The sequence below is a fragment of the Labrys sp. LIt4 genome, from assembly GCF_017813775.1.
In the GTDB taxonomy this organism is placed as follows: Bacteria; Pseudomonadota; Alphaproteobacteria; order Rhizobiales; family Labraceae; genus Labrys; species Labrys okinawensis_A.
Window position 1 is genome coordinate 311695 of record NZ_JAGIPY010000006.1, and the last position, 19507, is coordinate 331201.

At 62.3% G+C, this 19507-nt stretch carries 20 protein-coding genes; 13 read left to right on the plus strand and 7 right to left on the minus strand.

What is annotated here, in order from left to right; genetic code table 11:
- The first annotated feature begins 62 nt into the window (after positions 1 to 62).
- From J8I29_RS14345 to rpsU, 9 genes are all read left to right on the plus strand, one after another.
- Complete coding sequence (locus tag J8I29_RS14345) at positions 63 to 1043, plus strand: ABC transporter permease (protein WP_105860586.1); 981 nt, start codon at positions 63 to 65, stop codon at positions 1041 to 1043.
- 76 nt (positions 1044 to 1119) lie between these two features.
- Positions 1120 to 2058 carry a sugar ABC transporter substrate-binding protein gene (locus J8I29_RS14350; protein WP_105860587.1) on the plus strand — a complete coding sequence of 313 codons (939 nt, stop codon included), beginning with the start codon at positions 1120 to 1122 and terminating at the stop codon, positions 2056 to 2058.
- 129 nt (positions 2059 to 2187) lie between these two features.
- Positions 2188 to 3687, plus strand: coding sequence for a sugar ABC transporter ATP-binding protein (locus J8I29_RS14355; protein WP_209432158.1), 1500 nt, complete (start codon positions 2188 to 2190; stop codon positions 3685 to 3687).
- Between the two features lie 14 nt (positions 3688 to 3701).
- Positions 3702 to 4466, plus strand: coding sequence for an SDR family oxidoreductase (locus J8I29_RS14360; RefSeq protein WP_209432159.1), 765 nt, complete (start codon positions 3702 to 3704; stop codon positions 4464 to 4466).
- A 140-nt stretch (positions 4467 to 4606) separates the two neighbouring features.
- On the plus strand, positions 4607 to 5578 hold the full coding sequence (locus tag J8I29_RS14365; RefSeq protein WP_209432160.1) for a sugar-binding transcriptional regulator: 972 nt from the start codon (positions 4607 to 4609) through the stop codon (positions 5576 to 5578).
- An 11-nt stretch (positions 5579 to 5589) separates the two neighbouring features.
- Positions 5590 to 6381 (plus strand): glucose 1-dehydrogenase, encoded by a 792-nt coding sequence (locus J8I29_RS14370; RefSeq protein ID WP_209432161.1) that lies wholly within the window; start codon positions 5590 to 5592, stop codon positions 6379 to 6381.
- A gap of 699 nt (positions 6382 to 7080) precedes the next feature.
- Positions 7081 to 7284, plus strand: a complete 204-nt coding sequence (locus J8I29_RS14375; protein WP_105860592.1) for a hypothetical protein — start codon at positions 7081 to 7083, stop codon at positions 7282 to 7284.
- A gap of 76 nt (positions 7285 to 7360) precedes the next feature.
- Positions 7361 to 7846 (plus strand): hypothetical protein, encoded by a 486-nt coding sequence (locus J8I29_RS14380; protein WP_209432162.1) that lies wholly within the window; start codon positions 7361 to 7363, stop codon positions 7844 to 7846.
- Between the two features lie 218 nt (positions 7847 to 8064).
- Positions 8065 to 8340: a 30S ribosomal protein S21 gene (gene rpsU, locus J8I29_RS14385; RefSeq protein ID WP_105860594.1), complete on the plus strand. Its 276-nt coding sequence runs from the start codon at positions 8065 to 8067 to the stop codon at positions 8338 to 8340.
- Positions 8341 to 8536: 196 nt separating this feature from the next.
- Here rpsU and J8I29_RS14390 read toward each other — a convergent pair whose 3' ends face one another.
- The 5 genes from J8I29_RS14390 to J8I29_RS14410 all read right to left on the minus strand — a co-directional run bounded on the left by J8I29_RS14390 (position 8537) and on the right by J8I29_RS14410 (position 13145).
- Positions 8537 to 8983 (minus strand): hypothetical protein, encoded by a 447-nt coding sequence (locus tag J8I29_RS14390; RefSeq protein WP_245196984.1) that lies wholly within the window; start codon positions 8981 to 8983, stop codon positions 8537 to 8539.
- A gap of 42 nt (positions 8984 to 9025) precedes the next feature.
- On the minus strand, positions 9026 to 9733 hold the full coding sequence (locus tag J8I29_RS14395; RefSeq protein WP_245196985.1) for a lysozyme inhibitor LprI family protein: 708 nt from the start codon (positions 9731 to 9733) through the stop codon (positions 9026 to 9028).
- A 511-nt stretch (positions 9734 to 10244) separates the two neighbouring features.
- Positions 10245 to 10784: a cytochrome b gene (locus J8I29_RS14400; RefSeq protein WP_209432164.1), complete on the minus strand. Its 540-nt coding sequence runs from the start codon at positions 10782 to 10784 to the stop codon at positions 10245 to 10247.
- Positions 10781 to 11833 (minus strand): catalase family peroxidase, encoded by a 1053-nt coding sequence (locus J8I29_RS14405; RefSeq protein ID WP_209432165.1) that lies wholly within the window; start codon positions 11831 to 11833, stop codon positions 10781 to 10783. Before J8I29_RS14405 ends, J8I29_RS14400 begins: the two co-directional genes overlap by 4 nt.
- Positions 11834 to 12308: 475 nt before the next feature.
- Positions 12309 to 13145, minus strand: coding sequence for a phytanoyl-CoA dioxygenase family protein (locus tag J8I29_RS14410; RefSeq protein WP_209432166.1), 837 nt, complete (start codon positions 13143 to 13145; stop codon positions 12309 to 12311).
- A gap of 231 nt (positions 13146 to 13376) precedes the next feature.
- Here J8I29_RS14410 and J8I29_RS14415 point away from each other — a divergent pair, with 231 nt between their 5' ends.
- Complete coding sequence (locus J8I29_RS14415) at positions 13377 to 14426, plus strand: cyclase family protein (protein WP_209432167.1); 1050 nt, start codon at positions 13377 to 13379, stop codon at positions 14424 to 14426.
- A gap of 39 nt (positions 14427 to 14465) precedes the next feature.
- Here J8I29_RS14415 and J8I29_RS14420 read toward each other — a convergent pair whose 3' ends face one another.
- Positions 14466 to 15545, minus strand: coding sequence for a hypothetical protein (locus J8I29_RS14420; RefSeq protein ID WP_209432168.1), 1080 nt, complete (start codon positions 15543 to 15545; stop codon positions 14466 to 14468).
- Positions 15546 to 15740: 195 nt separating this feature from the next.
- Here J8I29_RS14420 and J8I29_RS14425 point away from each other — a divergent pair, with 195 nt between their 5' ends.
- Positions 15741 to 15998 (plus strand): alpha/beta hydrolase, encoded by a 258-nt coding sequence (locus J8I29_RS14425; RefSeq protein ID WP_209432169.1) that lies wholly within the window; start codon positions 15741 to 15743, stop codon positions 15996 to 15998.
- A gap of 20 nt (positions 15999 to 16018) precedes the next feature.
- On the opposite strand, the gene J8I29_RS14430 is transcribed toward J8I29_RS14425, so the two are convergent.
- Positions 16019 to 17062, minus strand: coding sequence for a LacI family DNA-binding transcriptional regulator (locus J8I29_RS14430; protein ID WP_209432170.1), 1044 nt, complete (start codon positions 17060 to 17062; stop codon positions 16019 to 16021).
- A 96-nt stretch (positions 17063 to 17158) separates the two neighbouring features.
- On the opposite strand from J8I29_RS14430, the gene J8I29_RS14435 reads away from it, so the two are divergent.
- Complete coding sequence (locus J8I29_RS14435; protein WP_209432171.1) at positions 17159 to 17977, plus strand: SDR family oxidoreductase; 819 nt, start codon at positions 17159 to 17161, stop codon at positions 17975 to 17977.
- Entirely contained in the window at positions 17964 to 19496 is a 1533-nt protein-coding gene (locus J8I29_RS14440; RefSeq protein WP_209432172.1) for an AMP-binding protein, read from the plus strand. The genes J8I29_RS14435 and J8I29_RS14440 overlap by 14 nt, the downstream gene beginning before the upstream one ends.
- Positions 19497 to 19507 lie beyond the last annotated feature (11 nt).

Genomic DNA, 19507 nt, shown 5'->3' on the forward strand with positions numbered 1-19507 from the left:
GGCGTCTACACCACACCAAAAGCCACGACAAGGGCGAAAGAACCAAAGCGGGAGGAAGGAAAATGTCAGCCCAAGTAGAGAATTCGGATCGAGCGGGGCCGCGCTTCAAGATCGACCTGACCGCAGGCGTCTGGGGCCCGTTGATCGGCCTGCTCGTGCTGATCGCCTTCTTTTCGATCCGGGCGCCTCATTTCTTCACGGTGCAGAACGCCATCATCATTTTCGACCAGGTTACGGTTTACGGCATCCTGGCCATCGGCATGACGCTGGTGATCATCACCGGCGGGATCGATCTGTCGGTCGGCTCGGTGCTGGCCTTCTCGGCCATGACCACGGGCTGGCTCTTCTCCACCGTCGGGCTGCCCTTCGTTCCGGCCTTGCTGCTCGGCATCCTGGCCGGGGCGGCCTGCGGGCTGGTCTCGGGCCTGTTGATCACGCAGGCGCGGCTGCCCCCTTTCATCGCGACCCTGGCCATGATGACGGTCGCCCGCGGCCTCGCCAACAAGTATACGGACGGAAACGTGGTTTCCGGCTGGCCCGACGCCTTCAACACGCTCAACACCTATCGCCATTTCGGGCTGATCACCGCCACCACCGCCTTCTTCCTTCTGCTTGTCGTGCTGACCTGGGCTTTCCTGAAATATCGCCCGGCGGGGCGCAATCTCTATGCGATCGGCGGCAATCCGGAGGTGGCACGCCTGGCCGGCATTTCGGTGAAAGTGCAGATCGTCATCGTCTACGCCGTCGCCGGGGCCTTGTCCGCCATCGCCGGCATGGCCAATGCCGCCCGCCTGCAGACCTCCCAGCCCTATGACGGGCTCGGCTACGAACTCACCGCCATCGCAGCCGTGGTGATTGGCGGGGCATCCCTCTCCGGCGGCGTCGGCAGTATCGGGGGCACGCTGATCGGCATTCTGATCATCGGCGTGCTCAATTCGGGCCTGAGCCAGATCGGGGCGCAGACCTACGACAAGGACGTGATCATCGGAATCATGATCGCGGCCGCCGTCGCCTTCGACACCCTCATCCGGCGACGCCGGTAACCCGATCGGGGCGGGCCACACCCTCCCGATGTCTCAACTAAGCCTGCAACAAGATCTCCAACCGAGGAAACTCCCCATGAGCAGAACCATCCGCGCTCTCGGCCTGACGCTCGCCTTCGCCGTTTCGCCCCTTGCCGTCTCCGGCGCCTGGGCCGCCGACAAGGTCAAGGTCGGCCTTGCCGTCGCCAATCTCCAGGCCGACTTCTTCAACCAGATCAAGCAGTCAGTCGAAAAGAACGCCGCGGCGATGGGAGCGGAGGTCGTCACCGTCGACGCCAAAGGCGATGGCGCCACCCAGGTCAGCCAGATCCAGGACCTGATCACGCAAAAGGTCCAGGCCCTCATCTACATTCCCGCCGGCGCGGCAGCCGCCAGCGTTCCGGTCAAGGCGGCCAAGGCCGCCGGCATTCCGGTCATCGCCGTCGACCGCAACCCTGCCGATGCGCCCGGCGATACCTTCATCGCCACCAACTCGGTGGCTGCGGCCAAGACGCTCGGCGAGCATGTCTGCAAGGTCACCGGCGGCAAGGGGGAACTCGCCATCATCCAGGGCCAGATCGGCACCACGCCGGAGCAGGACCGTGACAAGGGCTTCAAGGAAGCCATGGCCAATTGCGCCGGCATCAAGGAAGTCGGCCGCGAGGCCTCCAAGATGTGGATGAAGGACGAGGGCTTCAACATTGCCCAGAACATGCTGCAGCGCGATCCCACCATCAGCATCTTCTTCGGACGCGCGGACGCTCTCGCCCTCGGTGCCGCGCAGGCAGCCAAGGCCTCCGGTTCCGATCACAAGGTCTGGGTTTTCGGCTTCGATGGCGACCTTGCCGGCCTCAAGGCCGTCAAGGACGGCACCCTCGACGCCACCATGACGCAGCGTACCCAGTTCATGGGCAAGCTTGCCCTGCAATCGGCACTCGACCTCGTCGCCGGCAAGAAGGTGCCGGCCGAGCAGTTGCAGGACGCGGCGCTGACCACCAAGGACAATGTGGATCAATACATCGCCGAGCATCCCTGATGCCACGGCCCGTCTGCGGCGCGCATCGAGCGCCGCAGACATTCGAATGCTCCCCGCGAGCAAACCCGCTCTTCATGTGATTCCGGCCGCGCCACCGCGGCCTGAGCGCCCCTTTGTCGGAGGCCCGTCATGAATGAAATCCCAGAACCGGCCGCTGTCGGCCTGTCGGTGCGCGGCGCCTCCAAGCGCTATGGGCCCGTGACGGTGCTGGAGGGCGTCGACATCGATGTCCGCCCCGGTGAAGTCGTCGCCCTGCTCGGCGAGAACGGCGCCGGCAAGTCGACAATTTCCTCCATCATCGCCGGACTGATCCAGCCGAGCGCCGGCACGATGAGCTGGAACGGCGAGCCTTATGCGCCGGCCAGCCCCGCCGATGCGCTCGCGCGCGGCATCGGCCTGATCCATCAGGAGATGCGGCTCCTGCCCGATCTCACCATCGCGGAGAACGTCTTCGTGGGCCGCCAGCCCACGAAATCGGGCCGCATCGATCGCGCCTACATGGTAAAGCGCGCCGCCGAACAGCTCCATCGCCTTGGTCTCGACGTGCCCACCTCCACCCTGGTGCGCCATCTGCGCGTGGCCGCCCAGCAGCAGGTCGAGATCGCCAAGGCGCTCACCCTCGATGCCAAGCTCCTGATCCTCGACGAGCCGACCGCCGCCCTGGGCGGCGAGGAAACCGATCATCTCTTCGAGCAGATCGAGCGGCTGAAGAAGGAGGGCATGGGCTTCATCTATATCAGCCACCGCCTGGACGAGATCGCCCGTATCGCCGACCGCGTCGTCGTCCTTCGCGACGGGCGGCTGGTCGGTACCTACGCCACGGCACAGGTGCCGGTGAAGACCCTGGTCGAGGCCATGGTCGGCCGTTCGGTGGAACGCATGTTTCCCGCCATGACCACGCCGGCCGACCGTGAGGTCCTGCGCGTCGAAGGCTTGGGCGCCCCCGACAAGTCCTTTCAGGACATCAGTTTCAACGTGCATGCCGGCGAGGTCTTCGGCATCGCCGGCATCGTGGGTGCCGGGCGCACCGAGCTGGTGCGCGCCATTGCCGGCGCCGATCCCATTGCCGCCGGCACGATCACCATCGACGGCAAGCCGCTTTCCCCGCGCAGCCCGGCCGACAGCCTCACGGCCGGCATCGTGCTCGTGCCGGAGGATCGCAAGGACCAGGGCCTCATTCTGGAGCATACGATCGGCGACAACATCGCCCTGGGCAACTATCCGAGGATCGCCCCCTCCGGCTTCGTGACGCCGAGCGCCGTGCGCAGCTACGCCAACCAGAACATCAAGCGTTTCGGCGTGAAAGGCAGCGCCGGCCAGCCCGTCGGCCATCTTTCAGGGGGCAACCAGCAGAAGGTCGTCCTGGCCAAGTGCATCTCGCGCCGCCCCAAGGTCGTCATCCTCGACGAGCCGACCCGGGGCATCGATGTCGGCGCCCGTGCGCAGATCTACGAGGTGATCGCGGACCTTGCCCATCAGGGCCTCGCCGTCATCGTGGTCTCCTCGGACCTGGACGAGGTGCTCGGCCTGTCCAACCGCGTGATGGTGCTCAGCCGCGGCCTCAATCGCGGCATTCTCGACCGCAATCAAGCCAATCGCGTCTCCGTTATGGAACGCGCCACACTCTGACTCCAGGAGCGGATATGGAGATCTTCAGACTGGACGGCCAGGCCGCCTTCGTCACGGGCGCCGGCAGCGGCATCGGCCAACGGATCGCCATCGGCCTCGCGGAGGCGGGCGCCGACGTCGCCTGTTTCGACCTGCCCGGCTCGGCGACCATCGACCATACGGTGAACGCCATCGAAAAACTTGGGCGCAAGGTCATCGCCCTGGCAGGCAGTGTCACCCAGGCGGACGATCTCGCCCGCAGCATCCGGGAAGCCGAGAAGGCGGTGGGCCCGCTGTCCATTGCCATCAATGCCGCGGGCATCGCCAACGCCGCGCCGGCCGAGGACATGCCGCTCGAACAATGGCAGCGCATGCTGGACATCAACCTGACCGGCATCTTCCTGTCCTGCCAGGCGGAGGCCCGGGTCATGCTGCCGCGGGGGAGAGGCGCCATCGTGAACATCGCCTCGATGTCAGGATCGATCGTCAATCGCGGCATCCAGCAGATCCATTACAACACTTCCAAGGCCGGAGTGGTCCATCTGACCAAGAGCCTGGCGATGGAATGGGTCGATCGAGGCATCCGCGTCAATGCGATCAGCCCGGGCTATACCTCCACGCCCATGAATTTGCGCGCGGAAATCGCCGAACAGGTGAAGCGCTTCGAAGCCGAGACGCCGATGGGCCGCATGGCGACCGTCGACGAGATGGTCGGGCCGGCCGTTTTCCTCGCTTCGCGGGCTTCTTCCTTCGTCACGGGCGTCGACCTGCTGGTCGATGGCGGCTTCGAGTGCTGGTGAATGCCGCACAGGGCAACGTCACGGTGCACGAGTGAGATCCGTGCTTGTCGCTCTTCGACGATCCGGTCGAGAATGCGGTTTCGCCTCGCGAGGCAGCTTGCCCGCGAAAATCGCTCTCTCGCCGGATAACGACCGAAGCCATGTCCAGGGCCGACGAACTCCGCCTCATCACACGCGTTGCGCAGATGTATTACCTTGATGCCGTCAAGCAGTCGGATATCTCCGAGCGCCTCCACATTCCGCAGGCGCGGGTGTCGCGCCTTTTGAAGAAGGCGCTGGACGAGAACATCGTCCGCATCTCGATCACGCCGCCGCCGGGGGTCTTCGCCGAGCTGGAGGCGGGCCTGCGCGAGCGTTTCGGCATCGAGGAGGCCATCGTTGCCGAGGCGCTCAGCGAGCGGGACGAAACCGTTCTGGCCGCCATCGGCGATGCCGCCGCCCATTTCCTCGAATCGACGATCGCGGATGACGAAGTGATCGGGGTTTCCTCCTGGAGCCTGTCGCTGATGCGGACCGTGGATGCGATCACGCCGATCAAGCGCGTCCAGGCGAAAAAGGTGGTGCAGATCTTCGGCGGCATGGGCAATCCCACCATGCAGTCCCACGCCCAGCACATCGTCACCCGCCTCGCCCAGCTTACCAATGCAAAACCGCAATTCCTGCCGGCGCCGGGCGTCGCCGGCTCGCCGGAGAGCAAGAATGTCCTGATGGCGGACCCCTTCGTCGAGGAGACGGTACGCTGCTTTCAAGAGATCACTCTGATGCTGGTCGGCATCGGCTCGATGACGCCGTCCTACATGCTCGTCAATTCAGGCAATGCCTTCACCCGCGAGGAACTGGACGAACTGGCTGCCCACGGCGCCGTCGGCGACATGGGCCTGCGTTTCTTCGATGCAGAGGGCAAGCCCGTGATCACTCCCCTCAACGACAGGGTCATCTCGATACCTCTCGAGGAGATCAAGGCCGCCAAGCGCGTCGTCGCCGTCGCCGGCGGCAGCCGCAAGGTGCCGGCCATCCGGGCCGCCATGCTCGGCGGCCTCGTCGACGTCCTCATTACCGATCACTTCACCGCCGAGCAGTTGCTCGGCAGCGAACCCACCCGAAAGACCTGAAAGGACAAGCCATGACCACCGCTTCCCGTTTCTCCGGAAAAACCGTCGTGATCACAGGCGCCAGTCGAGGCATCGGGGCCGCCATTGCACGGCGCTTTGCCCGGGAAGGCGCGGCGGTCGTCGCGAGCGCCAACGAGGCGCGTGTCGAGGAGGTGGCCGCCGAGATCAAGGCGCAAGGCGGCAAGGCGGCGGCCTTCATCGCCGATGTCACGGACAAGGCCAGCGTAACCGCGCTCTACGATGCCGCCGAGCAGCAATTCGGCCGGGTCGACATCTCCATCCAGAATGCCGGCGTCATCACCATCGCCCGGATCGAGGACATGACCGAAGCGGAATGGGACAAGGTCATCGATGTCAACACCAAGGGTGTCTTCCTGTGCTGCCAGGAAGCGATCCGGCGTATCCGCAAGCACGGCCAGGGAGGCCGGCTGATCAACACCGCCTCAGGGCAGGCACGCCAGGGCTTCATTTTCACGCCGCATTATGCCGCCTCGAAATTCGGCGTCGTCGGCGTTACCCAGAGCCTGGCCAAGGAAGTGGCGAAGGAAGGCATCACCGTCAACGCGTTCTGCCCCGGTATCATCGAAACGGATATGTGGGCCTACAACGACACGGCCTGGGGCAAGCTGCTGGGCGATTACAAGCCCGGCGAACTCATGGCCGAATGGGTCCGCAACATTCCCATGGCCCGTGCCGGCAATGGCGAGGACGTCGCCGGCCTGGTCGCATTCCTGGCCAGCCAGGACGCCGCCTATATCACCGGCCAGACCATCAATGTCGATGGCGGCCTCATCATGTCCTGAGGCATGAGCGGCATCGCCCGGACGCACGGGGGCCGCCTTCATTCGGCAACTGACGTCCATTTCGAGGAATGGCGCAAGGAGCGGCAACAAAAAACGGCCCGGCGATGTCGGTCGTCCGGGCCAGTTCGTTGCCTGCGACACGTCATTGTGCCACGAGGTAAACTGTCGTTGTGCCGCGTGAAGCGAACGTGATAGAGCCGATGCCGAGCCGTCACACTTGGAAATCGGCCTGAGCTTGCCGACATCAGTCTTCGGGCTCTGGAGGGTGACAAGGCACCGCCTTGGCCGGAACCCGGTATGATTCGCTCGGATCTTCGTTTGCTGTTAGAGCAAGAGGGCCGGCTCGCGACACCTGATCCGATCTGACATCGTCCCTGTCCCGGAACATAGGGGCATAGGTGGGACGCCGGAACATTCGGAAGGAATGGATTGATGGCCCGAAATCCCCCGCCTCCCAGCAAATCGGAGAAGAGACAGGCCGAAACCGATAGTGCGGCATACGCGCTCATCGTGAGCGAGACGCAGACTCGTGACGAAAAGACCGCGCGTCTAAAAGCGTTGCGGGAAAAGCGAGATGCGAGCGGTGGCGAACCCAAGCCATCCGTTCAGCATGGGCCCGTGAAACGGCACCGCATTCGCCGTGCCGTGACCCAGAAGCGGCAATAGGCTCGACGCCGGTAAATCGAAGGGAACAAGGCCATGCCCGATAGCGTCGATCCGATTGAGCGCATCTGTCGCGCCTTGTGCCGATTCCATGGCAATCCCGAGAATATCCAATTCGACGGGAGCCCGATGTGGGAATCGTATCGGGACGAAGCAATGGCCATTTTGTGGGTGTTGAGAGAAGACGATTGGCTGCCGCACGGACTGGTGGTGAGAAAAGACGCCCGGCGGAGCGTGTGATTGCGGCGCCTGCGTCCTCCATTGCCCAGGGTGGATTAATGAATGACATTTGGAAGGTGATGTGTTAATTTAACATATGTCCAAATTAGATTTTCTCGTTCCTGCTGAGCTTTTTGTTAAATCAAAATCGGCCGGATGGGTTCGAAGCTCCATAAAATATCGACGTTTTGAGAGCCTTTCTTCTGCCGTAAACTTTGCGATGGACGAGTATGGAGCCAATCTTAACGGTATCTCCATACAAACAAACACCGACGAATATACCGGTTCCGCTATTCGGTCCCTTTATGAGAACGAGCAATATCCGTTAAGGGGCAGGCGAGCCGTCCAACAGCGCAGCCCAAAGGCCCCGAACTCGGCGAGTGGTCCGGCTGCCTCGGCCAGTCACAAGTTCAAGATCGGTGACGCAGTCAGATATTTGCGGCCGGGCCTGGTGGGACAGAGCGGATATTACGAGATCGTCAAAGTCCTTCCCGTCGAAAATGCCGGGCCGGCCTATCGCATCAAAAATAAAAGCGAGCAGCATGAGCACGCTGTCAAAGAGCACGAGATAGCGCCCGTCTAGAGCAAAGTGCGATTTCCCTAAATCGCACCTTCTCTCCAACCGTTTATTTTGACGCGTTTTCCTAATCGAAAAATCCGTCAACTTTTCTGAGAAACGCTCCAACGCTCTGTCTCGGTCGGTCGAATTCGTTCGACTGGATTCAAAAATCGACCTCTCGGAGCAGTGGGCCATGGCCGGATTGCTCCGATTTTTCACTCAACTGGAAAGGAAATAAATCATTGCAGGTATTGGTGCGGGACAACAATGTTGATCAGGCCTTGCGAGTGCTGAAAAAGAAAATGCAGCGCGAGGGCGTCATTCGTGAACTGAAGCTGCGCAAGGCTTACGAAAAACCATCGGAACGCAGGATACGCGAAAAAGCGGAGGCCATTCGCCGCGCCCGCAAGCTCGCCCGCAAACAGGCCCAGCGCGAAGGCCTTCTCCCACGTCCCAAGCCGCGCGATGCCTCCGTCAAGCGCGGCGGTTCAAAGCCACGCCCCGGTTCAGCGGCCTAAAGCGCTTTCCAGAAAAGTCGACAGGATTTTCGCCAAGAAAACGCCTGAAAGCAAAGAGTTAGGGAGAAGCACGCTGGACCAGGTCCGGCGGCTTCTTTTTCATGTACACCCCGCAAGGTGGCGGCAATAGGCTTTCCATGGTTTGTGAATCAAGACAGCTGCCAGCTCGCCGCGTGACGTTTCGTTCCGGATATTCTCAATTGGGAGCGTCCGGATTATCGACTTGGCATCCGATACCGTGGCAGCCCTGATAATTGCCCTGGGTATCGAAATTGGGATTGCCCTGCCTGTCGAACTGCGGCCTGGTATCGATGGTCTGATTGTTCGACTGCGACCAGCTGCTGTTGTTGTTCCAGCTGCTGTTGCTATTCCCGTTGTTGGCGGCTTTCTGCCGCCATGCGTCCCAATTGGCCTGGTCCCTCGCGGCCTGGGCCTGCTGCGCCGCTGCCTGTCTCGCCTTGTCGGCGGCCCGCGATTGGGCTGCCGTGTTCATGCACTCCGCCAGCGCCTGCGAGCCGGGCGCAAAACCTTGGGCCTGGCAGAGCCGGTTGTCGTTTCTCATGTCGATCGCGCGCTGCTGTTCGTCAGTCTTGCAGCCGGCGAGAAGGCTCAGCGCGCCGAGCACGATGAGGACACGTTTCATGTCGAACTCCATCAAGGATCGTGTGGATAAGGGGCAGGATCGTCAGTTGGCGGTGGGAACCGGGCAGCTGGTATCGCCCTCCCCGCAGCTCAGATAGGCCTCGAGCGAGCGAACCCTGGCTTGGGTGACCCTGTCCAGGCACATCGAATAGACCATGGGATAGATGCTTCCTCCCGAGGCACCGGAGGCGGAGAAGGTGCATTCGGCATCGCGGAAGGCCACCCAGGCCCGCTGCGCGGCAACAAGCCGTTTCTTGGTATCGGCATTGTCCTTCAATCGTTGCTCGATCTGCTGGTAGACGGCATTCAGATCGGCATCCGCTTTCTTGAAAGCCTTGTCGGCGCATTCGTTCATATCGGCCTGCGTGGCGGCGTTCGCGCAATTAGTCGCCCCGGCAGCCGCAGCTTGCCCCGCCGTTGCGACCTGGGCAGGCGCGCTTGCCGATCCCGAGCCGGAACCGGTGCTGGCTACGCTTTCCCGCTTCAGGGACAGGATGCCATTGTCGTACCAATAGAGTGAAACGACATCCGGCTGGACGGGCAGCACCACCGCGCCGGGCCCCCATCCCTGCGAGCCGCACAGGATATTGTAGCCGCCCTTCACCTTGTATCCGGCGTCCGGATCGTTGCGGTCGGCAGGCGTCAATTTCGGTGCTGCGTTGCAGTTGTCGGTGTTCGGATCGATCGGCTTGGCCTTGGTGCCCTGGACCCAGATGATCTTGCCTGCGTCGAATTCGACGACGGCCCCCATATATTGTGGATCGTTGTTGACCAGGGCTTGTACGCCATTCCCCGCAACTTTGACGCCCTGGACCTTCCATCGTCCAATAAGTGAACTGTAATGAAAGTCTGCTGCGTGACTTGGGAGTGTCGACACGACCAGCACGCCCGCCGCCAGAATTCCACCAAACGCCCGCATGCCCCTAATTCCCCTATGAGAATGCTGAATTAAATCCTGTATGGATCTTCGCATTTCCTTCAGGGAACAAACGAATAGATCGAAACAGACGGCAGTCAACCGCCGCTCGGTTTCTTTCTACCACCCAAAGCTCCTCGCACCGACGCCGAGCCGGCCGCCTGTTCCAGCAGACAGGGCGTTCCGAGGCAAAGGCCTGCCGTTAACGCTGGCGAAAGAAAGCCGATCGAAGGGGGCTGGATCGCCGATCGAGCCGCGATCCAGGCATGGTGGTCGGAAGGGTTTCAGGCAAAACCGGCCGTGCTCGAAATTCAGCTTTCCTCACCACGTGCTTTGCCTACCGGCCTCACTCGTTGCCGACCGTCATTTGCCTGAAGACCTCGTCCTGCCTGACGAGAAGATGGAACAGCGCCGCCGCGATGTGAACCAGAACCAGCGCAAAGAAAGCCATTGCGAGGTAGAAATGGGCGTTCCACAGCAGGGCGTGCATCTCGCGGCTGGCAGGAAGGATCGAGGGCAGGCGCAGACCGCCCGCCAGGACGATCGGGTAGCCTGCCGCAGACATCATGGCCCACCCGATCAACGGCATTCCGATCATCAGCAGATAGAACGCCAGATGTGAAAGATGCGCCGCCAGTTTCATCGGCGCCGGCAGATCGCCAGGCAAAGGAGGTGCGCCCCTTCTCAACCTGACCGCCAGCCTCAGGAGCGCCAGCACCAGGATGGCAACGCCGAGACTCTTGTGAAGCGAGATGAGGGACAGATAATCCGGTCCGATCGTCCTCACCATGGCCACACCGATGAACAGCATGGCGAGAATGCAAATCGCCATTACCCAATGCAGCAACCGCTGCAAAATCGAGAAGGAGCCGATCGCCGCTCTCATCGCGTTGCTCCCTGTTGCCTAGGGTAGCTGCCGGACTCGGCCGTCCGCCTGTCGAACGAGACGGCATAGGCCGCGGAACGAGCTGCAGGGAATGGGTCGTCGGAGGTGCGAATGCCGTCCGGCAGTACGGTCGGATCGAAGTTGATGTCGCGGCACGGGCCGTGATCCTCGGGGATGATCTGCGTCGCGGTAAGCGTTCCCACCTCCTCCGCCTTCCGATCGGTGGGCCAGGGCTTGCTCGGGTCTGCGGTGGGATCGCCCGGATTGGCCAGTGTAACCACCAGCTTCCAAGACACGGGCCCAGCCTTCACTCTTTCGACGATTTCCTGCTCGAGGAAGTCGGCATCGCGCTTGGCCAGATCGTCCGGTGCGATCGCGGTCGCCGCAATCGTGGGGACCAATGACCAGCGCACGGTATGTTCCGTGCCCGCCGCGTTGGTGAAGACGAAGCTATTCAGGCTGTTGAAGCGCTCCTGAGCGTAGCTGGCCGTCCAGGGCGCGCTCTTGGCCCATTCGCCGAACGCGGCAATCTCGGGATGGGCGCCGGCGAAACGCTTCATCGCCTCCGGATCCTTGCTCGCCGAGGCGGTCAGAAGCTCGTAAAACGCCTGCGGCGTGGACACCGGAAAGAAAGGCGGATCGATCATGGCGCTACGCCATTGTTGGCTGTCAGCACCGGTGATCTGAATCCCGATTCCCCTTACCCGGACAGCGGCATCGCGCGCGGTCGGATCCGGCGTGGCAAGGTTGAGGCGGCCGACGACCGGGTATTTGCCGGGGGCAAACATGCTTGCCTTCGACAAATTGACGCCAGAGCCATTTGCTTCGAACTCACCTGTGAAACAGATGCCTTTCGCGTGATTGCGCCGATGGCCGGGCGCAGGCCCCGATGCCGGGGCGAGAGCGTCCACAAGTTTCTGCGACGTGAGGGCGTGAGGTGAAAGCCAGCCCGCAGTGTAGGCAAAGGCAGCGCCTCCGCCTGCGACGACCACGCCAATGATTACAAAGGATAACCAGCTAGAATAGAAGGACGTCGAACCTGGTGACATCACAATTCCTTGAGCCAAGTTCCACGGCGGCCAAGTGAAAACGCAGTTTCATCCTCGCTCGCCGAAGCATTTTTCATTCTTCTCCCGGCGATAAAAGCAAGTCAAGGAGTACCGTTTCGTCGACGGAAATTCAGCCGAGCTGACTGTGTGCGCGTTCGATGAATCTCAGGCGCAATCGCACAATGGGATCGGCCGAAATCGAGGCCTCCCCTGAAATCTCGTTACGGGCGGGTCGAACCAATGGCGGGAATGACGCCATTTTCGCCGAAGCTGGAACGCTGGCCTGACTGAGACGCGCGTAGGGGCCGAATTGTCGCGCCCTCCCCTTGAGGAGCGCCTCGCTCCAACGCGCGTCGATGCCGCCGACGGTGCAGCGGTGCCAGGGGTCGTGGCTGTGGGGCGGGACCGTCGTTCGTGTTATCCCGCACATTGCCGGGCACGGTCCGCCAGCAAGGCGCCCTCCCATCTCGAGCCGTCAGGTCGGATCGGCTCCCATCACGAGGCCCTCGATATCGTGCTTCTGGCTGATCGGCACGAGTTCGTCCACGACCCTGCAGACGAGGTGTTTCTTCGCGATATCGGGCAAGGCATCATACCAGTCGCGCGTTACCATCATATCATGCAGTTCGGCATGCCCTGCCCCCGGCGCATCGACGCCAAGGACCATCACGGGCCGCGCGATCGGCGATTGATGCTCCGTTCCGCGATGGACCGTCAGCGCCGACCGACAGGAGATATCGCCCCGCTGCGGATATTTGCGGGTCGCACGCTCCTGGAAGCGGCCCCAGAGCGACTTGTCCGGAAACATCTCGTGCTTCCATTCACGGCCGTCGTCATATTGCGTTCCGGGGGCTATTTCGAAAGGACCCATGTCTTCGGTGACATCGACGCCGGTGAGGTTGAAAGCGAGCGAGGTGATTTTTCGATCGCGATAGGTGTCGGCAGGTGAAGGAAAGTCGCGGTGCCAGGGCTGGTATTTCGCACCCTGGAACGGCACGTCGAAGCCGATTTCCACGATCTGATAATCGGGCCCAAGCACATGCGTGCAGACATCCACGACCCAGGGATGGGTGATGAGGTCCACGAAACCGCGAAAGGCCTGCGGATGTATCTCGACATACCAACGGCGTGGACCACGGCCGACGGCGCCACCGGGCCGTTGAATCGCCGCCCAGAAAGCCGTCATCATGTCTTCACGCATCTCGTCGGCCCATTCCGGACTGAAAGCGCCTTTCAGCCCGATGATACCGTCTTCGGCGAGCTGCGCCGCCTGAGAGGCGATATCGTATTTAAACGAAGGTTGCGTCGTCATTCAGCCGTCTCCTCCTGATTTTCCGAGATACTAGCCAGCCGATAATTATTCGCATAGTCCGACGAGCCCTCGGGCGATCCGCACGCGCATTGCGGTTGGTGTCTTCGGCGACGGCGGCCCGGGGGTCGCCCATTTGGTCGTCTTGATCGAACGCACGATTGCTGGTCCGTTGTACCAAGCGGCGTCACGAACTTCCGACGAGTCCCCCATTTCGAGATGCGAGGAACCCAAATGGCAACGAAGCGCTGGATCCGACGGCCGGAAGGATCGACATGGGGCGATTGGGGCGAGGACGACGAGCGCGGGCGCGCCAACCTGTTGACACCGGAAGCCGTCCTGCGGGGCATTCGCGAGGTTCGTGAAGGGCGTACCTTCTGCCTGTCGCTTCCGCTGGACTATCCCGGCGGCAACGCGCTCAACCCGCGCCGGGGGCCACCCGTGTTGCGGCCGACCGAGCGCGACGGCAAGCCCTTCATGAACTATCCGCTGCGCTGCGACGATCCGACGGCAACAGATATGGCCAGCGACGATCAGGTCGTGCTGGCGCTGCAATATTCGACGCAATGGGACACCTTCGCCCATGTCGGACAGATGTTCGATGTCGACGGTGACGGCAAGCTGGAAGATGTCTATTACAACGGCTTTCGCGCCAACCAGGACGTTGTCGGCCCCGTCGTTTATGCCGAGGATGGCACCAGCACGCCGACGGCGGCGCATAGAGGTGCATTGCATCTCGGCGTCGAGAATATCGCCACCGCCTGCATGCAAGGCCGGGGCGTGATGGTGGATCTCTTCGCCCACTATGGCCGCAGTGGCCAGCTCATCGGTTATGATGAACTCATGAGGGTGATCGAGGCAGACGAGATCTCGATCCATCCAGGCGACTTCGTGCTGTTTCGCACCGAGTTCGGCCGCGCGCTCCTGGAGATGCACAAGCAGCCCGACACAGGCAAGCTTTTTTCCACCACGAGCGCGCTCGATGGCCGCGATCCCAAGCTCTTGCAATGGGTGACGGATTGCGGGGCGGTGGCCCTGGTGGCCGACAACTATGCCGTAGAGGCTCTGCCTGCCCGCCCCTGTACGAGCGATCATTGCGCCAGATTGCCTTTGCATGAGCATTGCCTGTTCAAGCTCGGCTGCTATCTCGGCGAGCTTTGGTATCTGAGCGAGCTTGCGGATTGGCTGCGCGAGAACAAGCGGACGAGCTTCCTTCTGACCGCTCCGCCGCTGCGTCTGCCTGGCGCGGTCGGAAGCCCGTTGACGCCCATCGCCACGGTATGATCGCCCAATGGCACGGCCGGGCATCGCCCGGCCGGCAAATCAGTACGGCGAGCCGATGATTTCGGTCAGACCCGCCTTGTCGGGTGGCCCGCCCTTATACTTGATGGAGGCGAACATGCCGCCATCGGACACGACATAAGGGCCCTTGCCTTTCTCGCCCCAGATCAGCGCAGTGCTGCCCCGGATGGCCGGGTCATGCGAGAATTCCACTGATTTGCCGTCGAGGATCACGTACAGGCTCTTCTGATGGGTGGTATAGAAGAGATTGCCTTTCGGCGAGAAGGCGATGTCGTCGGCCCTGGCATTCTCCTGATAGGCTTCGATGGGGCCAAGTTTCCCGGCCGGGTCGAGGCGCGCTCGATAGATCGTCTTGCGCGCCGTGTTGGAGATATAAAGATAACCGTCGTGGATCTTCAGCCCGTTGGCCGCCGGCGTGACAATCGTGGGGTCCGGCGTGTCGAGCAAGGGATCGGAGGCGAACTTCGTCAGGTCACCGCTTTTGGTATCAAGCTGCCAGATAGTCCCACCGATTGAATCGGCGATCAGAAGGCGCCCCGGCGCCAGTCGCACCCAACCATTCAGGAGCCTCGCATCCTTGGCTTCCTTGAAGAGTTCCGGTTTGCCCTCAGGGCGAATGCGGTAGATCGTGTTGGCGTCGGGGCCGTTCACCGGCGTCAGCGCGTTGCGGCCGATGGCACCGACATAGAGGGTCCCGTCTGTGTCGAAGATCAATCCGAGCGGATAGGCCGGCAGCTCTGCAAAGATTTTCAGTCCTTCCACATCGGCGTAGCGAAGGATGCGGCGATGGTTGTGATCGGAGACATAGAATGCTCCGTCCGGCCCGAGCGCGATATTCTCCCAAAGAGAGAGCTCACTGGCCTGGCCGACCACTTTCGATGTGACTGCCGCCAGGGCTTGCGCGGGACCTTGCGTGGCAGTTGCAGGTTCCGTCGCCCTGGCCGCAACGCTCCCCCCGGCCAACAGCGCCGTGGCCAGGAAAAGGCTGCTGCAAAATGCACTGATACCGGAACGGCTGACCACCCCAGCCCGGCCCGTGCCAACACATTCTGTAATTCTTGGCTGTTCGATCCGACGGTGAAACGCACTGGCCAGTTTCATTATCGCACACTCCCTAAAATGGTGCGCCCACGCTGCCGGGGCGGGTTGGGGAACGAGACGGAGAGATTGGTGCGCTTCTCACGCCAGGGCGGCTCAAGGTCGCATGGGCGGCGAGAGGCGAGCTTCCTTGCCAGGCCGGATCCATCCGGGCCTTGATATAAAGGCGCGCCGGATCGGCGCGCGGCGATTGCGGGAATGCCGGAACAAAGCCTGGAGGCTCTGTTGGCGGCGAGGACCTATTCCGTAACCTCGACCGACGGTACCCGGCTTGCCGTGTCCGAAAGCGGACTCGGGACGGGGCGCTCCATCATCCTGCCCGCTGCCGCCGAGATTACGGCACGGCATAGCGCCCACGCCCGACTCTCCTGGTACGCCGAAAGCGGTCATGCGCCCTTCTGGGAAGAACCTGAACGTTTCAATCGCGAGCTCGCGGCGTTTGCCGAGAGATGCTGAATCGTCAGCCGGCATGGCTTTTACGTCTTTAAGGCCATGGCCGGCGCATTTTCTGCGACCGGCGGGCTGCACGTTTCGCCCAGCACCAGATCGAAGCCGACGATGCGCGTCAGGCGCTCTGCTGCGGGCTCTTCCAAGCGGCGCAGGATCAGTTCGGTGGCGGCGCGTGCGACTTGATCGAGATTAAAACGCACGGCCGTCATAGGGGGGTGCATCAAGGCAAAGCCGCGCTCCGTGCCGATGCCGATCACCGAAAGATCGTCGGGAATGCGACGTCCCGCCTGCCGCGCCGTATTCATAGCCGCCGGCAATATCGGCGTACCCAGGCAGATCATCGCCGTCGGAGGCCGCTCCAAAGCCAGCATCGCTTCCATCTGGGCGACAGGCTGATCGGTGGCCGAACGCAGCATACAGATCAGATCCTCATCGAACGGCAAACCCGCCGACTTCAGGCCTTCTTTGTATCCCTCCAGCCTTTCACGGCCGCCGCGAATGGCCAGCGAGGGGCCAAACAGCGCGATACGCCGATGACCCAGGCTGACGAGATAGCGCGTCGCCTGACGCAGTGCGGCGCGATGATCCTGCAGCACGAAATCGGCCGGGAAATCGATGTCCCGGTCAAAAACCAGGAGCGGCAGCTTGCAGCGCGCATAAGGATTTTCATCCTCGCTGAAATTCTCGCGGCTCGGCGTGACCACGATGGCTTCGACCCGGCGCATTTCGAACATGGCCAAGAGCTCGGCTTCGCGCGCGGGGACATCATATGTACTGGCCACCAGCAGCGAATATCCGTTTGCGTAAAGATGAAACTCCAGCGCAGCAAACAGCTCGGCCAATAGTGGGTTGGCCATGTTGGATACCATCAAGCCAATGGTGCGGCTGCGCCCCGTGCGCAATTGACGCGCACTATAGTTGGGGATGTAGCCCGTCAACCTGACCGCCTCCTCGATCCGACGGCGAACTTCATCGCTGACATAGCCGCTGTCGTTGAGCGCGCGCGACACCGTGGCAATCGACACGCCTGCCGCTTCTGCAACGTCCCGGACGGAAATCTTTTGTTTCATGCTTTTCATGTGAAAAAATTACACCTGTTGCATATGGAAAGCAACACGTATATGTTACAGAAAATGTGGAAACGTTTTCAGAGACAGGCACCTGCGATGGTCGAGACGACCCCTGGAAATTTGGATGGTCGGAAGATCGTTGTCATCGGCGGCGGCCAGCTGGGCCGGCCCGAGCCGGCCAGCAACGGCAGGGCGATCTCTCTGACGCTGGCACGGCGCGGCGCTCATCTGATGGTGGCCGACCGCAGCGAGGAAGCGGCCCGGTTCTCGGTCGACGCGATACGGTCGGAAGGCGGCATCGCGGATATGGTGAAGCTCGACATCGCCGATCCAGACGCGGTGCGCCGGTGCTTCAATGAATTCGACGCCGAGGGACCGATCGATGGCCTGGTGCTGAATGTCGGCATCAGCGACAGGCGGCGGCTCGAAGACATCACGCCGCAGTCGTGGGATGCCATTCTGAACGTCAACCTCCGCGGCCACATGCTTTGTGCCCAGGTTGGCCTTGAAACGATGAAGCCAGGATCGGCCATCGTCTTCATCTCGTCCTTATGCGCGCACCTGCCTCTGGCACGAAATCCCGCCTATGAGGCCTCGAAAGCCGGCATCGGCGCCTTATGCCGCGCGGTCGCTATGAGTGGGCACGAGCGCGCCATCCGCGCCAATTGCGTGGTTGCCGGCTTTGTCGACACCCCGATGGGCCTGGCCGCGAGCACCGCCCGTCCCGAACGCGCAAGTAGGCCTCTTCCCTTCGGCCGGATGGCAAGCGCCTGGGAAATCGCCGAGGCCGTCGCCTTCCTGATCAGCAACCAATCCTCCTACGTCAACGCCACCGAACTCCTGGTCGACGGTGGCCTGGCGGCTGGAATCACACTCCCCGTTCAAGCAGAGGAAAACGATCATGCGCCCCATTGATTACGTTCTGCGCTCCGCTCAACGCTTCCCGGACAAAGTGGCCCTGGAAGGGCCCGAAGGCACGCTGACCTACGCCGAATTGATCTCGAAGTCAGAGGCCTGCGCGGCATTCATCCAGGATCTGGTGCCCGACGAGCGCGGCCGCGTCGGCATACTCGCAGCCAACAATTTCGCCCACGTCGTCACCCTGCTGGGCATCCTTCTGTCGGGCCGCATCTGGGTGCCGCTGAATACCCGCTCGGCCCAGGCCGAGATCGCGCGAGCGGTCCGTTTCGTGACACCTTCACTGATTGTGGCGGACGCTTCCTATGTCGGCCTGGTGCCTCCCACCGAGGGCCTCGAGATCGTACTGGGCGCACCGGGACAGGAACCCGATCCGAAGCTGCGGCGCCTGACCGACGAGCTCCAAGCCTACGCCGGGAAGAAGCCGAAGCCGATCTACCACCCGCTCGCCGAGACGCAGGCGATCAAGTTCACCGGCGGCACCACCGGCGCGCCGAAAGGCGTCATGCAGTCATATCGCGGCTGGAACGCTGGAATCGTTTCCTTCATTCACGCCATGCGTCTCCAGGAGGATGAACGCTTCCTGGCGACCGCCTCCATCTCGCATGGCACCTCCGCCTTCCTGTTCCCCATCCTCGCCCAAGGCGGCACCATCGTCCTGCCGGAAGCAAACCGGCCGCCCGATCTCGTGCGCATTCTCGAGCGGGACCGCATCACGGCGACATTCCTGCCCCCGACATTGATCTACAGCATCCTGGAAGAGCCGACGGTACGCGGTCGCGACTGGAGCGCCTTGCGTCATCTGATCTATGGTGCCGCCCCTATGCGGGAAGACAAGGTCGCCGAAGCCCAGCAGGTCTTCGGTCCGGTGCTTGAAACCGCCTACGGCCAGACCGAATCCCCCGCGATCATCGCCTTCCTGACGGCCGCCGAGGCCATGAAGCCGGAAAACCGCCCGACCGTCGGACGGCCCACCATCCTGACCAGCGTTGCCATCCTGGATTCCCAGGGAAACGAGGTTGCGCCCGGCGAATGGGGCGAGATCTGCGTCCGTGGCGATCTTGTCATGACCGGCTATTGGAACCAGCCGGAGAAGACGGCCGAAGCTTTCATCAAGGGCTGGCTGCGCACCGGCGATGGCGGCTATCTCGACGAGCGCGGCTATCTGCGCTTGGTCGACCGCATCCGCGATGTCATCATCACGGGCGGGTTCAACGTCTATCCCGCCGATGTCGAGACCGCGATCGGCCAACACCCCGACGTCATCGACTGTGCGGTCGTCGGCATTCCCGATTCCCACTGGGGCGAAGCAGTGCACGGGGCGGTGCAGCTGCGCGCCGGCTCCACGCTGAGCGAGCGCGAACTCATCGCCTTCGTCCGCGGCATACTCGATGGGGTGAAGACACCCAAGGGCGTGCATTTCTTCGACGAACTGCCTCGCACGGCCAATGCCAAGGTTTCCAAGGCCGAGGTGCGGCGCGAGATCGATCGCCGTCTCGGGGAGGTCGCCGCATGAGCACCGGAGCC

What these genes read in the sequence shown, in the direction of transcription:
- J8I29_RS14360 (WP_209432159.1), top strand. Translation starts at nt 3,702, where the DNA reads ATGGAGATCTTCAGACTGGACGGCCAGGCCGCCTTCGTCACGGGCGCC.
- J8I29_RS14440 (WP_209432172.1), top strand. Translation starts at nt 17,964, where the DNA reads ATGCGCCCCATTGATTACGTTCTGCGCTCCGCTCAACGCTTCCCGGAC.
- J8I29_RS14420 (WP_209432168.1), bottom strand. Translation starts at nt 15,545, where the DNA reads ATGAAACTGGCCAGTGCGTTTCACCGTCGGATCGAACAGCCAAGAATT.
- J8I29_RS14415 (WP_209432167.1), top strand. Translation starts at nt 13,377, where the DNA reads ATGGCAACGAAGCGCTGGATCCGACGGCCGGAAGGATCGACATGGGGC.
- J8I29_RS14355 (WP_209432158.1), top strand. Translation starts at nt 2,188, where the DNA reads ATGAATGAAATCCCAGAACCGGCCGCTGTCGGCCTGTCGGTGCGCGGC.
- J8I29_RS14430 (WP_209432170.1), bottom strand. Translation starts at nt 17,062, where the DNA reads ATGAAACAAAAGATTTCCGTCCGGGACGTTGCAGAAGCGGCAGGCGTG.
- J8I29_RS14380 (WP_209432162.1), top strand. Translation starts at nt 7,361, where the DNA reads ATGTCCAAATTAGATTTTCTCGTTCCTGCTGAGCTTTTTGTTAAATCA.
- J8I29_RS14395 (WP_245196985.1), bottom strand. Translation starts at nt 9,733, where the DNA reads ATGGGGGCCGTCGTCGAATTCGACGCAGGCAAGATCATCTGGGTCCAG.
- J8I29_RS14405 (WP_209432165.1), bottom strand. Translation starts at nt 11,833, where the DNA reads ATGTCACCAGGTTCGACGTCCTTCTATTCTAGCTGGTTATCCTTTGTA.
- J8I29_RS14375 (WP_105860592.1), top strand. Translation starts at nt 7,081, where the DNA reads ATGCCCGATAGCGTCGATCCGATTGAGCGCATCTGTCGCGCCTTGTGC.
- J8I29_RS14425 (WP_209432169.1), top strand. Translation starts at nt 15,741, where the DNA reads ATGCCGGAACAAAGCCTGGAGGCTCTGTTGGCGGCGAGGACCTATTCC.
- J8I29_RS14390 (WP_245196984.1), bottom strand. Translation starts at nt 8,983, where the DNA reads ATGAAACGTGTCCTCATCGTGCTCGGCGCGCTGAGCCTTCTCGCCGGC.
- J8I29_RS14410 (WP_209432166.1), bottom strand. Translation starts at nt 13,145, where the DNA reads ATGACGACGCAACCTTCGTTTAAATACGATATCGCCTCTCAGGCGGCG.
- J8I29_RS14350 (WP_105860587.1), top strand. Translation starts at nt 1,120, where the DNA reads ATGAGCAGAACCATCCGCGCTCTCGGCCTGACGCTCGCCTTCGCCGTT.
- J8I29_RS14435 (WP_209432171.1), top strand. Translation starts at nt 17,159, where the DNA reads ATGGTCGAGACGACCCCTGGAAATTTGGATGGTCGGAAGATCGTTGTC.
- J8I29_RS14370 (WP_209432161.1), top strand. Translation starts at nt 5,590, where the DNA reads ATGACCACCGCTTCCCGTTTCTCCGGAAAAACCGTCGTGATCACAGGC.
- J8I29_RS14365 (WP_209432160.1), top strand. Translation starts at nt 4,607, where the DNA reads ATGTCCAGGGCCGACGAACTCCGCCTCATCACACGCGTTGCGCAGATG.
- J8I29_RS14400 (WP_209432164.1), bottom strand. Translation starts at nt 10,784, where the DNA reads ATGAGAGCGGCGATCGGCTCCTTCTCGATTTTGCAGCGGTTGCTGCAT.
- J8I29_RS14345 (WP_105860586.1), top strand. Translation starts at nt 63, where the DNA reads ATGTCAGCCCAAGTAGAGAATTCGGATCGAGCGGGGCCGCGCTTCAAG.